Source organism: Streptomyces sp. NPDC127106 (assembly GCF_042677605.1).
In the GTDB taxonomy this organism is placed as follows: domain Bacteria; phylum Actinomycetota; class Actinomycetes; order Streptomycetales; family Streptomycetaceae; genus Streptomyces.
This window is the reverse complement of sequence record NZ_JBHXTC010000039.1, coordinates 29,903-43,587: the sequence shown is the minus strand read 5'-3', so window position 1 is coordinate 43,587 and position 13,685 is coordinate 29,903. Positions and strand designations below refer to the sequence as shown.

At 72.2% G+C, this 13,685-nt stretch carries 16 protein-coding genes; 8 read left to right on the top strand and 8 right to left on the bottom strand.

The features are described 5' to 3' along the window. Positions 1–186, top strand: a 186-nt coding sequence (locus tag ACFVGY_RS27050) for a hypothetical protein (RefSeq protein ID WP_385681644.1), incomplete at its 5' end; no start/stop codon positions are given. On the opposite strand, the gene ACFVGY_RS27045 is transcribed toward ACFVGY_RS27050, so the two are convergent. Both ACFVGY_RS27045 and ACFVGY_RS27040 read right to left on the bottom strand, forming a co-directional pair. Beyond that, on the bottom strand, positions 168–848 hold the full coding sequence (locus ACFVGY_RS27045; protein ID WP_099199155.1) for a response regulator transcription factor: 681 nt from the start codon (positions 846–848) through the stop codon (positions 168–170). The genes ACFVGY_RS27050 and ACFVGY_RS27045 overlap by 19 nt on opposite strands. A 38-nt stretch (positions 849–886) precedes the next feature. Next, positions 887–2,110, bottom strand: a complete 1,224-nt coding sequence (locus ACFVGY_RS27040; RefSeq protein ID WP_385681642.1) for a sensor histidine kinase — start codon at positions 2,108–2,110, stop codon at positions 887–889. A gap of 216 nt (positions 2,111–2,326) precedes the next feature. On the opposite strand from ACFVGY_RS27040, the gene phoU reads away from it, so the two are divergent. The 3 genes from phoU to ACFVGY_RS27025 all read left to right on the top strand — a co-directional run bounded on the left by phoU (position 2,327) and on the right by ACFVGY_RS27025 (position 3,650). Then, positions 2,327–2,998, top strand: coding sequence for a phosphate signaling complex protein PhoU (phoU, locus tag ACFVGY_RS27035; protein ID WP_385427592.1), 672 nt, complete (start codon positions 2,327–2,329; stop codon positions 2,996–2,998). Between the two features lie 124 nt (positions 2,999–3,122). Further along, complete coding sequence (locus ACFVGY_RS27030; protein WP_385681640.1) at positions 3,123–3,272, top strand: hypothetical protein; 150 nt, start codon at positions 3,123–3,125, stop codon at positions 3,270–3,272. Positions 3,273–3,443: 171 nt separating this feature from the next. Beyond that, complete coding sequence (locus ACFVGY_RS27025; protein WP_385681638.1) at positions 3,444–3,650, top strand: hypothetical protein; 207 nt, start codon at positions 3,444–3,446, stop codon at positions 3,648–3,650. 139 nt (positions 3,651–3,789) lie between these two features. Here ACFVGY_RS27025 and ACFVGY_RS27020 read toward each other — a convergent pair whose 3' ends face one another. Further along, positions 3,790–4,551 carry a phosphoglyceromutase gene (locus ACFVGY_RS27020; RefSeq protein WP_385681636.1) on the bottom strand — a complete coding sequence of 254 codons (762 nt, stop codon included), beginning with the start codon at positions 4,549–4,551 and terminating at the stop codon, positions 3,790–3,792. Positions 4,552–4,714: 163 nt separating this feature from the next. On the opposite strand from ACFVGY_RS27020, the gene ACFVGY_RS27015 reads away from it, so the two are divergent. Further along, positions 4,715–6,013, top strand: a complete 1,299-nt coding sequence (locus ACFVGY_RS27015) for an MDR family MFS transporter (protein ID WP_385681634.1) — start codon at positions 4,715–4,717, stop codon at positions 6,011–6,013. A 35-nt stretch (positions 6,014–6,048) separates the two neighbouring features. Here the strand turns inward: ACFVGY_RS27015 and ACFVGY_RS27010 are convergent, their stop codons facing one another. Together ACFVGY_RS27010 and mshA are read right to left on the bottom strand one after the other, a co-directional pair. After that, positions 6,049–6,558 carry a YbjN domain-containing protein gene (locus ACFVGY_RS27010; protein WP_385681632.1) on the bottom strand — a complete coding sequence of 170 codons (510 nt, stop codon included), beginning with the start codon at positions 6,556–6,558 and terminating at the stop codon, positions 6,049–6,051. Beyond that, positions 6,551–7,933, bottom strand: coding sequence for a D-inositol-3-phosphate glycosyltransferase (gene mshA, locus ACFVGY_RS27005; RefSeq protein ID WP_385681630.1), 1,383 nt, complete (start codon positions 7,931–7,933; stop codon positions 6,551–6,553). Before mshA ends, ACFVGY_RS27010 begins: the two co-directional genes overlap by 8 nt. A 344-nt stretch (positions 7,934–8,277) precedes the next feature. On the opposite strand from mshA, the gene ACFVGY_RS27000 reads away from it, so the two are divergent. The 3 genes from ACFVGY_RS27000 (at position 8,278) to ACFVGY_RS26990 (ending at position 11,857) form a co-directional block, all read left to right on the top strand. Next, positions 8,278–9,051 (top strand): class I SAM-dependent methyltransferase, encoded by a 774-nt coding sequence (locus tag ACFVGY_RS27000; protein ID WP_385681702.1) that lies wholly within the window; start codon positions 8,278–8,280, stop codon positions 9,049–9,051. 231 nt (positions 9,052–9,282) lie between these two features. Beyond that, a complete protein-coding gene (locus ACFVGY_RS26995; RefSeq protein WP_385681628.1) occupies positions 9,283–10,347 on the top strand; it encodes an NlpC/P60 family protein in 1,065 nt (354 codons plus the stop codon). A gap of 229 nt (positions 10,348–10,576) precedes the next feature. After that, positions 10,577–11,857 (top strand): PP2C family protein-serine/threonine phosphatase, encoded by a 1,281-nt coding sequence (locus tag ACFVGY_RS26990; protein ID WP_385681626.1) that lies wholly within the window; start codon positions 10,577–10,579, stop codon positions 11,855–11,857. 52 nt (positions 11,858–11,909) lie between these two features. On the opposite strand, the gene ACFVGY_RS26985 is transcribed toward ACFVGY_RS26990, so the two are convergent. From ACFVGY_RS26985 to ACFVGY_RS26975, 3 genes are all read right to left on the bottom strand, one after another. After that, positions 11,910–12,248 (bottom strand): DUF2516 family protein, encoded by a 339-nt coding sequence (locus ACFVGY_RS26985; RefSeq protein ID WP_179173453.1) that lies wholly within the window; start codon positions 12,246–12,248, stop codon positions 11,910–11,912. Between the two features lie 165 nt (positions 12,249–12,413). Continuing rightward, a complete protein-coding gene (locus ACFVGY_RS26980; RefSeq protein ID WP_385681624.1) occupies positions 12,414–12,986 on the bottom strand; it encodes a hypothetical protein in 573 nt (190 codons plus the stop codon). 25 nt (positions 12,987–13,011) lie between these two features. Beyond that, on the bottom strand, positions 13,012–13,440 hold the full coding sequence (locus ACFVGY_RS26975) for a helix-turn-helix domain-containing protein (RefSeq protein WP_385681622.1): 429 nt from the start codon (positions 13,438–13,440) through the stop codon (positions 13,012–13,014). Positions 13,441–13,685 lie beyond the last annotated feature (245 nt).

Here is a 13,685-nt window from a genome sequence, read left to right as displayed (position 1 = left end):
GCGCACGTCGCCCCCCGCAACGAGCGCGAGGAGACCCTCGCCAGCATCTGGAAGCAGGTGCTGGGCCTGGAGCGGGTCCGCTGCATGCGGACGGGGCCCTTCCCGTTGTGCCGTGGGCGAGGTCCGGGCCGGGCCACCGGGGCCCGGAGCTACCCGGGGCCCCGGGTCTACGGCTCGAACTTGTAGCCGAGGCCGCGGACGGTGACCAGGTAGCGCGGGGCGCCCGGGTCGGGCTCGATCTTGGCGCGCAGACGCTTGACGTGCACGTCGAGGGTCTTGGTGTCACCGACGTAGTCCGCGCCCCACACCCGGTCGATCAGCTGCATGCGGGTCAGGACCCGGCCCGCGTTGCGCAGCAGCATCTCCAGCAGGTCGAACTCCTTCAGCGGGAGGTCCACCTTGGCGCCGCCGACGGTGACGACGTGCCGGTCGACGTCCATGCGCACCGGGCCGGCCTCCAGCGCGGCGGGAGCGACCTCCTCCGGCTCTCCGCGGCGGCGCAGGACCGCGCGGATGCGGGCGACCAGCTCCCGCGAGGAGAAGGGCTTGGTGACGTAGTCGTCAGCTCCTATCTCCAGCCCGACGACCTTGTCGATCTCGCTGTCCTTGGCGGTCACCATGATGACGGGGACGTTGGAGCGGCCGCGCAGCTGCCGGCAGACCTCCGTGCCCGGCAGGCCCGGGAGCATCAGGTCGAGGAGGACGAGGTCGGCGCCGTTGCGCTCGAACTCGTCGAGCCCGTCGGGCCCGGTCGCGGCGATGGCGACCTCGAAGCCCTCCTTGCGGAGCATGTAGGACAGGGCGTCGCTGAAGGATTCCTCATCCTCGACGACGAGCACTCGGGTCACGGAAGGACCTCCGGGGCAGGGATGGCTGGTTCTCTGGGTCAGGCTGGGGTCGGGTGGCCGGGGGCGGGGGCGGCCGGGGCGGCGGACGCGGCGTGGTTCGACGACGGAGCGGCGGCCTCGGGCAGCCGCAGCGTGAACGTGGAGCCCTGGCCCTCCGAGCTCCACACGGACACCTCGCCGCCGTGGGAGGCGGCGACGTGCTTCACGATCGCGAGGCCGAGGCCGGTCCCGCCCGTGGCGCGGGAGCGGGCCGGGTCCACGCGGTAGAAGCGCTCGAAGATCCGCTCGCGGTCCTTCTCCGGGATCCCGATGCCCTGGTCGGTCACGGCTATCTCGATCATGTCCCCGCCGGGTGCCGCCACCTTGCGGGCGGCGATGCCGACGCGGGTGCGGGCCGGGCTGTAGTTGACGGCGTTCTCGACCAGGTTGCCCAGGGCCGCCGCGAGCTGGCCGCGGTGTCCCCAGACGAACAGGTCGGAGGTGCCGCCCGCGGCCATGGTGATCTGCTTGGCGGACGCCGTGTGACGGCAGCGGTCCATCGCCTCCGCCACGAGCATGTCCACGCGGACCGGCTCGGCGTCCTCCAGCAGTTCGTCGTTCTGCACCCGCGAGAGGTCGATGAGCTCCTGGACGAGGTTGATCAGCCGGGTGGCCTCGATCTGCATCCGCCCGGCGAAGCGGCTGACCGCCTCCGGGTCGTCCGCGGCGTCCATGACGGCTTCGGACAGCAGCGAGATCGCGCCCACCGGCGTCTTCAGCTCGTGCGACACGTTCGCGACGAAGTCGCGCCGTACCGCCTCGATGCGGCGTGCCTCGGTGAGGTCCTCGACCAGCAGCAGCACGAGCCGGGAGCCGAGCGGGGCGACGCGCGCCGAGACCGCGAGGGCCTCGCCGCGGCCGGTGCCGCGCCGGGGCAGGTCGAGCTCGACCTGCCGTATCTCTCCGTCCCGGCGGGTGTCGCGGGCCATGTGGAGCATGGGCTCCACGGCCAGCTTGCCGCCGCGGACGAGCCCGAGGGCGTACGCCGCCGAGCTGGCCTTGACCACCGCGTCACCCTCGTCGAGGACGACGGCGGAAGAACGGAGGACGGACAGGACGGTGTCGACTCCGGGAGGGAGCACCGCGTTGATGTCCGGGCGCATGGAGCTCCTGGTGGGGCGGGCCTGGTCGCGCTCACTCCAGCGGAACGCCAGCGTCGCGACCGCACCGGTGCACGCACCGGCGATCGCTGCAGCTGCGGCGACCGCCGCGTTCACGTCCATGCATCCAGGTTAAGCAGGTGCAAAGGCACTTCCACAGCCGTTCGGGTGGCGCCTCGAACAGTCGTCGCCCAGAGTTCACCGTGACGACGGAGCTGATTCACTTGGGATGCCGGAGTCGGACGCGTTTGCGGCCGAACGTGTCAGCGTGGGGCAGGAGGCCGCACCCACCCGCCCGTGCCAGGGGCAGCAGCGCAGTAGGCCAAGAGAGGGACACCCATGCGTGACGCGTACCACGAGGAACTGGATTCGATCGGGGAGGGCCTGGTCGAGATGGCCCGGCTGGTCGGTTCCGCGATCGGGCGGGCCACGACGTCCATGCTCGACGCCGACCTGAAGCTCGCGGAGAGCGTCATCGCCGCCGACCAGAAGGTCGACGACCTCCAGCACGACCTCGAGGCCCGCGCCATCGCCCTGCTGGCCCGCCAGCAGCCGGTCGCGACGGACCTGCGGATCGTGGTGACCTCGCTGCGCATGAGCGCCGACCTGGAGCGCTCGGGCGACCTGGCGCAGCACGTCGCGAAGCTGGCGCGGCTGCGCTTCCCGGCGTCGGCGGTGCCGCGGGACCTGCACGCGACCATCCTGGAGATGGGGCAGCTCGCCCAGCGGCTGATGGCCAAGGCTGCCGAGGTCATCATCACCAAGGACGTCGACCTGGCGATGCAGCTGGAGACGGACGACGACGAGATGGACCAGCTGCACCGCACGCTGTTCCAGCACCTGATGGACGACCGCTGGAAGCACGGCATCGAGACCGCGGTGGACGTGACCCTGCTGGGCCGCTACTACGAGCGTTTCGCCGACCACGCGGTGTCGGTGGCCAAGCGCGTGGTGTACCTGGTGACGGGCGAGCACGCGGACGAGCTGCAGCCGCCGATCGAGCCCGTCTGAGCAGGCGGCCGGGAGACGGGGCCGCGAGCCCCAATGCGCCGTTGACGCGCCGGTACCGCTGGGCATGAATGAGGGCGAAGGCACGTACGACTGCCAGAACGTACCCCGCCTCCGAGGAGGAACCATGCCAGATTCCCCCGTCCCCATCACGCCGGAGCAGGAGCAGCTCCCGAAGCCGGAGCCGCTGCGCCTGCCCCTGCTCGCGGCCTGCGGCTGCGGCTCGGGCTGCGGCTGCGGCTGCCAGTCCGGCGCCCCCTGCCAGTGCGGCGGCTGACCCACCGCACCCGGCCCACACACGGCGAAGGGCCTCGTCCACCGGACGGGGCCCTTCACGGTTGCCCCGACAGCACTTCACCCGAATGGCGCAACATGACGTGCCACCCACATGGGTGAAGATCAGGCTGGCTGTGGCCCCAACCGAGGCAATCCGTGAAAGGGGAACCACATGCGCCTTCGACGAATCCTCGCCGCCGTCATCACGACGGTAGCCCTCGCCGGCCTCGGCCTCACAGGCGCCGCCACCGCTACCGCACAGGGTGCCCCATCCGTGGTCACCCCTTCTGAGTGCAAGCAGGGCGGCGGAACTCCCGCGATCAACGAGGAGGGCAACTACTGCAAGGGCGGTACGCACGACGGGCAGCAGGTCGACTAACCCCCGAGGCGCCCCGCAGCCACGCGCCGCGGGGCGCTCCCGTGCGAGCGTACGAGGCCGGTGGTGGCGTCCACTTCCAGGCCGTGAAAATGCCTCCCATCCGCGCCGAACGCGCAGGTGGGAGGCATGATCACAAAAACTACTTCTTCTTGCCCTGGTTCTTGACGGCCTCGATGGCGGCCGCGGCGGCCTCCGGGTCGAGGTAGGTGCCGCCCGGGTTGAGGGGCTTGAAGTCGGCGTCGAGCTCGTAGGAGAGCGGGATGCCGGTGGGGATGTTCAGGCCCGCGATGTCGGCGTCGGAGATGCCGTCGAGGTGCTTGACCAGGGCGCGCAGGGAGTTGCCGTGCGCGGCGACCAGGACGGTGCGACCGGCGAGGAGGTCCGGGACGATGCCGTCGTACCAGTACGGCAGCATGCGCTGGACGACGTCCTTCAGGCACTCCGTCTTCGGGCGCAGCTCCGGCGGGATGGAGGCGTAGCGCGCGTCGTCCGACTGGGAGAACTCGGTGCCGTCCTCGAGGGCCGGCGGCGGGGTGTCGTACGAGCGGCGCCACAGCATGAACTGCTCCTCGCCGAACTCGGCGAGGGTCTGGGCCTTGTCCTTGCCCTGGAGCGCACCGTAGTGGCGCTCGTTCAGCCGCCAGGAGCGGTGGACGGGGATCCAGTGGCGGTCGGCGGCCTCCAGCGCGAGCTGCGCCGTGCGGATGGCGCGCTTCTGGAGGGACGTGTGGACCACGTCGGGGAGCAGGCCGGCGTCCTTGAGCAGCTCACCGCCGCGGACCGCCTCCTTCTCGCCCTTCTCGTTGAGGTTGACGTCCACCCAGCCGGTGAACAGGTTCTTCGCGTTCCACTCGCTCTCGCCGTGGCGGAGCAGGATCAGCTTGTACGGTGCGTCGGCCATGCGTACGAGCCTAATGGACGCGCCGGGGCGGCCGCGCGGGCCCTCCGGGCCGGTGCGCGGGGCGGCGGATTGACAGTCCGCGTCAATCGAGTGGTCTCGGAGCGGCAGCGATCGTAGGGTGCGTAAAGCCACAGGGCCACTTACATCGCCGGGGGGATTCCGTATGTCCGTGGGAAGTCTGAGACGTGCCGTGCACGAAAGCGTGTCGGGTCTGCCACGGGCCTTCTGGTGGCTGTGGACGAGCACGCTGGTCAACCGGCTCGGGGCCTTCGTCGCCACCTTCATGACCCTGTACCTGACCCAGAAGTGGGGCTACTCGGCCTCCTTCGCCGCCCTGGTGGTCGCCCTGCACGGGCTCGGCGGCGTGGTCTCCTCGCTGGTCGCCGGGGTGATGACGGACCGGCTGGGGCGCCGGCCCACCCTGTTCGCCGCCCAGGCATCCACGGCCTTCGCGGTGGCGCTGCTCGGCTTCCTGGAGCACCCGGCGGCGATCGCCGCGGGCACCATGCTGGTCGGCTTCACCTCCAACGCCTCCCGGCCGGCGGTGCAGGCGATGATGGCGGACATCGTCCGCCCGGAGGACCGGGTGCGGGCCTTCGCCCTGAACTACTGGGCCATCAACCTGGGCTTCGCGGTCAGCTCGGTCGCCGCCGGCCTGATCGCCGAGCACAGCTACCTCGCGGGCTTCCTGGTCGAGGCCGCGCTCACGCTGGCCTGCGCGGTGCTCGTCTGGATCAAGCTTCCCGAGTCCCGGCCGGAGCGGGAGGCCGGCGGCTCCGGGAAGGACGCGGAGGAGGAGATCGGGCTCGGGGCGGTGCTCCGCGACGGGCGGTTCATGAGCGTGGTGGCGCTGTCCTTCCTCATCTCCATGCTGTTCATGCAGTCCTCGGTCGGGCTGCCCGTGGCCATGGCCCAGGCCGGCTTCTCGGCGGGCGACTACGGGCTGGCGATCGCCGCGAACGGCGTGCTGATCGTGGCGCTGCAGATCCCGGTCACCCGGTTCATCGAGCACCGCGACCCGCAGAAGCTGCTGGTGGCCTCCGCCCTGCTGGCCGGATACGGGTTCGCGATGACCGCCTTCGCCGGATCGCTCGCGGTGTACGCGCTGACGGTGTGCGTGTGGACCCTCGCGGAGATCATCAACTCGCCGACCCAGATGAGCCTGGTCGTCCGGCTCTCCCCGCTGCACGGCCGGGGCCGCTACCAGGGCGTGTACACCCTGTCCTGGTCGGTGGCGGCGGTGCTGGCCCCGCTGCTGGCCGGTCATGTGATCGACGCGTACGGGGCGGACTGGCTGTGGGCCTCGACCGCCGTGCTGGGCACGGTGGCCGCCGCCGGGTACTGGGTGTTGATGCGGGGGCTGCCGCGGGAGGCGTCCGCCCCGGAGGAGGAGGCCGCCCAGGCGGCTCCGGCTGCGGCTGCGGCTCCGGACTCCGCCACGGACCGGGCCCCGGCGGCCTGACCCGGCCGTCCCGGCGGCCCGTTCGGCGTGGTGCGTCAGCCGGTCGGTCCGCCGGACCCGCCCTGGGGCTGGGTCAGGTGGCGGAACGCGTCCAGGTTGAAGGTCGGCTCGCCGCGGGAGACCCGCCACTCGTACTCCCGCTTGATGGCGCCGGCGAAGCCCAGCTCCAGCAGGGTGTTGAAGGCGCCGTCGGCGGCCTCCAGGACGGTGCCCAGGAGCCGGTCCAGCTCCTCCGGGGTCACCACGGACAGCGGGAGCCGGCCCACCAGGTAGATGTCGCCGAGGCCGTCCACCGCGTAGCCGAGCCCGTACAGCTTGAGGTTGCGCTCCAGCAACCAGCGGTGGACGCCTGCCTCGTTCTCGTCGGGGTGGCGGATGACGAAGGCGTTGACCGACAGCGAGTGCCGGCCCACCTTGAGGGAGCAGGTCGTGGACAGCTTGCGGGTGCCGGGGAGCTGGACGACGTAGGTGCCCGGCTGGGGGCTTTCCCAGCTCAGTTCCGCGCCGTTCAGCGCGCTCTCGATGATCGCGGCGGTGTCAGCCATGGTGGGAGCGTACGCGACGGCGGTGATCATGCATGGCCGCTGTGTACACGTCGGCCGTGCCGCTCGCGGCCGTGTCCCAGCCGAAGAACTGCGCGTGCCGGGCGGCCTCGGCGCCCATCCGGGCGGTGAGCTGCGGTTCGTCGACGAATCGCCGCAGCTCACGGGCGTAGTCCACGGGGTCGTGGCCGGGGACGAGGATGCCGGTGGCCCCGTCGTTGACGGCGACGGGCAGTCCGCCGACCTCGGCGGCCAGCACCGGCGTGCCGGTGGCCTGCGCCTCGATCGCGACGAGCCCGAAGGACTCGTTGTACGAGGGCATGACGAGCACGGACGCCGCCCTGAACCAGTCGGCGAGCCGGTCCTGGGCCACCGGCGGGTGGAAGTGCACCAGGTCGGCGATGCCGAGCTGCGCGGCGAGCTTCTGGAGCCCCTCGGGCTTGGCGAGCCCGCTGCCGCTGGGGCCGCCGACGACGGGCACGAAGAGGCGCCGGCGCAGCGCCGGGTCCTGCTCGACGAGCACGGCGACGGCGCGGAGCAGCACGTCGGGGGCCTTGAGCGGCTGGATCCGCCCGGCGAACAGCGGGATGACGGCGTCCTGCGGCAGGCCCAGCCGGGCGCGGGCGGCGGCCCGGCCGTCGGCGACGGTGAAGCGGTCCAGGTTCACGCCGGGGTGGACGACGGCCACCTTGGCGGGGTCGGCGTCGTAGTGGCGTACGAGCTCCTCCGCCTCCTCGGCGGTGTTGGCGATGAGCCGGTCGGCGGCGGCCACGATCTGGGTCTCGCCGATGACGCGGGCGGCGGGCTCGGGCGTGTCGCCCGCGGCCAGGGCCGCGTTCTTGACCTTGGCCATGGTGTGCATGGCGTGGACGAGCGGGACGCCCCAGCGTTCGGCGGCGAGCCAGCCGACGTGCCCGGAGAGCCAGTAGTGGGAGTGGACGAGGTCGTAGTAGCCGGGGCGGTGGCCGGCCCAGGCCTGCATCACGCCGTGGGTGAAGGCGCACAGCTGGGCGGGGAGCTCCTCCTTGGCGAGGCCCTCGTAGGGGCCCGCGTCCACGTGCCGGACGAGGACGCCGGGGGCGAGCTCGACCACGGGCGGCAGGCCGCCTTCGGTGGCCCGGGTGAAGACCTCGACCTCTATGTTGATCGCGGCGAGCCGCTTGGCCAGCTCGACGATGTACACGTTCATGCCGCCGGCGTCGCCGGTGCCGGGCTGGTGCAGCGGCGAGGTGTGCACGCTGAGCATGGCCACGCGGCGGGGCTTGCGGTGGTGGCCCACGGAGGGCAGGCGCAGGCGGGGCGGGTCGTGGCGGGTGTTGCGGACGGCGGCGATCCGGCCGCCGATGCTGCCGCCGATGCGGGACACGTACTGGCTCAAGGGAGCAGTTCCTCTCGCTCGGACCGATCTCGCTCGGACGACTCGGACGGCGCCGCGGGGGCACGGCGGTGTTGCGGCGGCTGCCCGGCGGTGTCGGCGGGCATGCCGGAGGGAGCGCACCCGGCGCCCTCAAGGAGTGCAACCAGGTCGGCTGCCCCCCGCATTCCGGGTGCCGGGGATTTTCCTCCGCCCTCGGGCGGCTTTTCCTCCGGCGGCGGCCCTCCGCTTACCCTCGGCCCATGTCCCAGCGTCCTTCCGTGCCCCCCGTCCGTACCGGCGGCCCCGCCGGAGCCGGCCGTTCCGGCAGCGGTTCGGTCGGCGGTTCCGGCGCCCGGTCGCGCCCCGTGGGCACGGTGACCCGCGGGACGACGAACCCGAACCGGCTGCGCCGCATGGACCGCTGGATCGCGGCCGTACACGGGCCGGCGCTGCACCGCGCGGCGGCTCCGGTCGCGGTGGACCTGGGCTACGGGGCCGCGCCGTGGACGGCGGTCGAGCTGCTGGCGCGGCTGCGGGAGGCGGCGCCGCAGGTGCGGGTGGTCGGCATCGAGATCGAGCCGGCGCGGGTCGCGGCGGCGAAGCCGTACGAGCGGGAGGGACTCGGCTTCCGGCACGGCGGGTTCGAGGTGCCGCTGGACGGCGGGGAGCGCCCGGCACTGATCCGGGCGGCGAACGTGCTGCGCCAGTACGACGAGGAGCAGGTGGCTGCGGTCTGGGAGCGGCTGTGTGCCCGCCTGGCCCCGGACGGGCTGCTGGTCGAGGGGACCTGCGACGAGATCGGCCGGCGGCACGTGTGGGTCGCGTTGGGGCCCGAGGGGGCGCGCACGGTGACGTTCGCGACCCGGCTGGGCTCCCTGGAGCGCCCGTCCGACCTGGCGGAACGGCTACCGAAGGCGCTGATCCACCGCAACGTGCCGGGGGAGCCGGTGTACGCGTTCCTGCGCGACTTCGACCGGGCCTGGGCGGCGGCGGCGCCGTACGCCTCGTACGGGGCGCGGCAGCGCTGGATCCGGACCGCGCGGGCGCTGGCGGCCGACTGGCCGCTGACGGACGGTCCGGTGCGGTGGCGCCAGGGGGAGCTGACGGTGCGCTGGGAGGCGCTGCGCCCGGCGGGGTGAATCCGGGGCGGGCGGGGAACCGGCTGCCGGGGTGGCCCGTTGAGCCGTCGGGGCTGTCCGTGGGACCGGTGGGGTCGTTGCCCCGATGGACAAGATCGGCGCTGCGCCCGGGAGGGTGTTGGAATCCGCCGAGTCGTGGCACCATCCCGAGGGCAGCCAATGTTACTGATGGATAGTCAGATCCGATGGGTTGTCCGGCATCGGGTCGGACTCGGGGTACCTGGGGGGACCATGGGATCCGTGGAGCCGAAGCGGCGGCGCGGTGGCGCGTACGCCCTGACGCTGCTGTGCGCGACGGCCCTGCTCGCGGTGACGGCTCTGGGCGGCGTGGCCCAGGCGGCACCGGCGCCGGAGCCGGGCGCCAAGTCCCTGGAACAGGTGCGCAAGGAGATAGAGGACCTCTATCGCCAGGCGGGCGCGGCGACGGACGCCTACAACCTCGCGGAGAGCGAGGTTAAGGCGCAGTCCGACCGGATCGTCGAGATCGCCAAGCAGGTCGTCGCCAGCCAGGAGCGGATCGCCGCGCTGAAGAACCGCGCCGGCGCCGCCGCGCGCGCCCAGTACCGCTCGGGTGGTCTGCCCGCCGGGGCACGGCTCGCGCTGAGCAACACCCCGGTCCAGTTCCTCGACGGGACGGACCGGATCCGCCGCGGCGAGAAGGCCGCCACGGACCTGCTCTCCGACATGAACCGCACCCAGAACGACCTGCAGCAGTACGCGAAGGACGCGAAGACGGAGTGGGAGAAGCTCGAGGCCAACCGCATCAAGAAGGAGGCCTCGAAGAAGCAGATCGAGGAGAAGATCAAGGCCGCGGAGGAGCTGGAGAACAAGCTGGAGGCCGAGGAGAAGGCCCGGCTGCTCCAGCTGGAACAGGACGCGCAGTACAAGGCGCAGACGGCCTGGCTGTCGACGGGCGTGCTGAAGGAGATCAACAGCTCGGCCACCGAGGCGGGCAAGAAGGCCGTGCAGTTCGCCACGCAGCAGATCGGCAAACCGTACCGGTGGGGCGCCGTGGGGCCCGACTCGTTCGACTGCTCCGGCCTGACCTCCCAGGCCTGGCGCTCGGCGGGCAGGGGCATCCCGCGCACCTCGCAGGAGCAGCTGAGGATCCTGCCGAAGGTCGCGATCAAGGACATGCGGCCCGGCGACCTGATCATCTACTTCGACGACGCGAGCCACGTCGGCATGTACGTCGGCGACGGCGCGATGGTCCACGCCCCGCGCCCCGGCCGGCACATCACGATCGCCGGCGCCGGCTCCATGCCGATCAAGGCGGTGGTCCGCCCCGAGGCCTGACCGGCGGCGCGGGAGGAAAGGGAACCTCCTGCGCCCCGCCGACGTCTGGTGGACCGGGACGGGAACGTCCTTCGTCGTGACGTTCATCATTCGGCGAGGCGGAATATCCCCCGCGATATGGCATATGCCTCCGTCCCTGGCGCGGAACACCATTCCGCTCGCCCGCCGCGGACCGCTAGGGTCGGCCCGGACGAGCGCACCCTCGGGGGGAGGGAAGGAACCGGAGACGATGCCCGTACCCGTACCGCGGCAGAGGGAGATCCCCACCACGGAGAGCGGTCAGGCCGTACTGCCCCAGGCGTCCCTGACCCTGCTGGTGATCGAGGACGACCCCGCGGGCGGTCTCACCGTTCCCGAGATCCTCGACGCAGACCGGCACCGCATCCGGCTGCGCACCGCCCGCAACCTCACCGAGGCCAGCCGCCTGCTCACCCCGGACGTGCACTGCATCCTGCTGGACCTGGCCCTCCCCCGCGGCGGCGCGGGCTCCCGCACCGCGGGCGGCGCCGCCACGGACACGGACCCGGACACGGCCGACCAGCTCGACACCCTCCGCCAGGTCCTGCGCATCGCGCCCCGCCACGCCGTCCTCGTCCTCACCGCCGAGGCCGACGCCGAGCGCGCCGCCGAGGCCGTCCGCGTGGGCGCGCAGGACTTCCTCTTCCGCGACGAGCTGGACGGCCGGGTGCTGAGCCGCGCCATCCGCTACGCGGTGGAGCGAAAGCGGGCGGACATCGCCCAGTACAAGCTCGCAGAATCGAAACTGCGGGCCCAGGAGAACGCCCGGCTGGAACGCGGCCTGCTCCCCACCCCGCTCCTGGAGGGCTCCGACCTCCGCTTCGCCGCCCGCTACCGCCCCGGCCGCAGCCGCGCCCTGCTCGGCGGGGACTTCTACGACACCGTCCGCACCCCCGACGGCACCGTCCACGCGATGATCGGCGACGTCTGCGGCCACGGCCCCGACGAGGCCGCCCTCGGCGTCGAGCTGCGCATCGCCTGGCGCGCCCTGACCCTGGCCGGCCTGTGCGGGGACGACCTGCTGGCCACCCTCCAGGAGGTACTGGAGGTGGAGCGGCCCTGCGAGGAGATCTTCGCGACGCTGTGCACGGTGGACATCTCCCCGGACGGCCGCCGGGCGGGCCTGTGCCTGGCCGGCCATCCGGCGCCGCTGGTGTCCCGGCCGGGACGCCCGGCACGGCTGCTGCCGTACGAGAACAGCGGGCCGGCGCTCGGCCTGCTGCCCAAGGCCCGCTGGCCCCGCCGCCAGGTGGAGCTGGGCGGGACCTGGAGCCTGATGCTCTACACCGACGGCCTGATCGAGGGCCGCGTCGGCGACGGCAAGGAGCGGCTCGGGCAGGACGGCATGGTCGAAATGATCAACCGGCACCTGGAGCGCGGGCTGAGCGGCGAGGCCCTGCTGGAGGCCTCAGTCACCGAGGCCCGGCGCCTGAACGGCGGCGAGCTCACGGACGACGTCGCCGTGGTCCTCCTCTCCCGCAGCACGCCCTGAGGGCGGGGCACGGCGGCACGGCGGCGGGGCAGCCGGGGCCGGCCCGGCGGGGCTAGCGGCCGCCGTTGTACGGCCCGTACGGGCCGTCGCTGCTGCTGCCGCCCCTGCGCCGGCCGCCGCCCGAGACCTGCTTGAGGGCGGGCCGGACGTCGACGAGGAAGACGATCGTCGCCACGAGGCCGGCGATCTGCAGGAACAACATGCCGAGGAAGAAGTCCACCACCACGGTCACGCCGAGGATGACCAGCCAGAACGTCTTGGTCTGCTTGTCGGCGGCGCGGTACGCGTCCTCGCGGGCCAGCAGGGCGAAGACGAAGGCCACGACGGCGAGCGCCAGCATGGCGAACCCGAGCAACGGGAGCACCCCGTTATCGAACCCGTTCATCAACATCGACTCGACCGCCTTCTCACACGTGGCACGCCTGACGTCCTCTGCCTCCACGCTACCGGCAGAGCGGCCTTCACCCACCACAACGGGCCGGACACCCTGCTGGTGCCCGGCCCGCCGTCATCCGCTGCGCGGATCCGCACCGCGCCGGCTCACACCTCGGCCGGCTCACACCTCGGCCGGCTCGCCCTCCTCGGCGGCGGCCTTCTTCGCGGGGGTCTTGCGCGTCGTGGTCTTCCGGGCGGCGGCCTTGTCCTCGCCCTCCGCGCCCTCCGCGTTCACCGCCTCCTCGCGGGCCGGCTCGACGGCGACGGCGATGTCGACGATCTCCTCGGAGACCTCGCCGCGCCACGCCCGCACCGCCTGCTCGCCGTGCTCGGCGACCCGGTCGTACGTTTCCTTGGCGCGCACCGCGTACTCGGCGGCCACGCCGACCCCGCGCAGGGCCAGGTCCTGCGCCTGCTCGCCGAGCTTCTTCGTGTCGATCTTCGCGTCGAGGGCGCCGAGGACCTCGGCGACCTTGGCCGTGACGACCTCCTGCGCCTCGCGCGCCTTCTGCTGCACGACCTTCGGGTCGGTGTTCTTCACGGCCTCGAACCGCGCCGGGGCCTCGGCCCGCAGCTGCTCGATGAGGGCGGGCACCTTCTTGGCCTGCTGCACCGCCAGGTCGGCGGTGCCGGCGGCGAAGTAGAGCGGGGTCGGGTCGGCGAGGGTCTTCTTCAGGTCATCGGCGATGGCCATGCGGCTGGTCCTCCCGGATCACAGTTCAGTTCGTGGAGTGCTTCTCGTCGTCCGCTCCGGCCGGCCCGGCGGAGGCCGCGGGCGCTGCCGCGGCCACCGTCTCGCCCTCGGCCGCGTTCTCCTTGCGGAACGACTCGTAAATCTGCAGCAGCACCTGCTTCTGCTGCTTGTTGATGGACGGATCGGCGAGTATGGCGGCCCGCGTCTCCACCTCGTCCCGGTCCCGCTCGTCGAGGATCCCGGCCTGCACGTACAGCGTCTCGGCAGAGATGCGCAGCGCCTTGGCGAGCTGTTGCAGGATGTCCGCGCTCGGCTTGCGCAACCCGCGCTCGATCTGGCTCAGGTACGGATTCGACACCCCCGCGGCGTCGGCCAGCTGCCGCAGCGAGAGCTGGGCCTGCCGCCGCTGCTCGCGGAGGAATTCGCCGAGATTGCCGACGTTGAGCGATGCCATGCTCCGATCCTGCCGCACTCTGCTAACTATTGCAAGCAGCCGCTTGCAATAGCTCCCAGGCGAAGACCGGGAGCGCTGTGTGCCTCGCAGCGATAGCTGTCACTTCACAGCGATAGATGTCACCAAGATCACCCAGAGAGGCTGGGGAAGCATCCGAAAGTCCTGGCCGGGGCGGCTCGGCGGAGACTCGGCCGTCTCCACATGCACACATAGACTCCCTCCAGCTTTCCAACTGGGATACACGG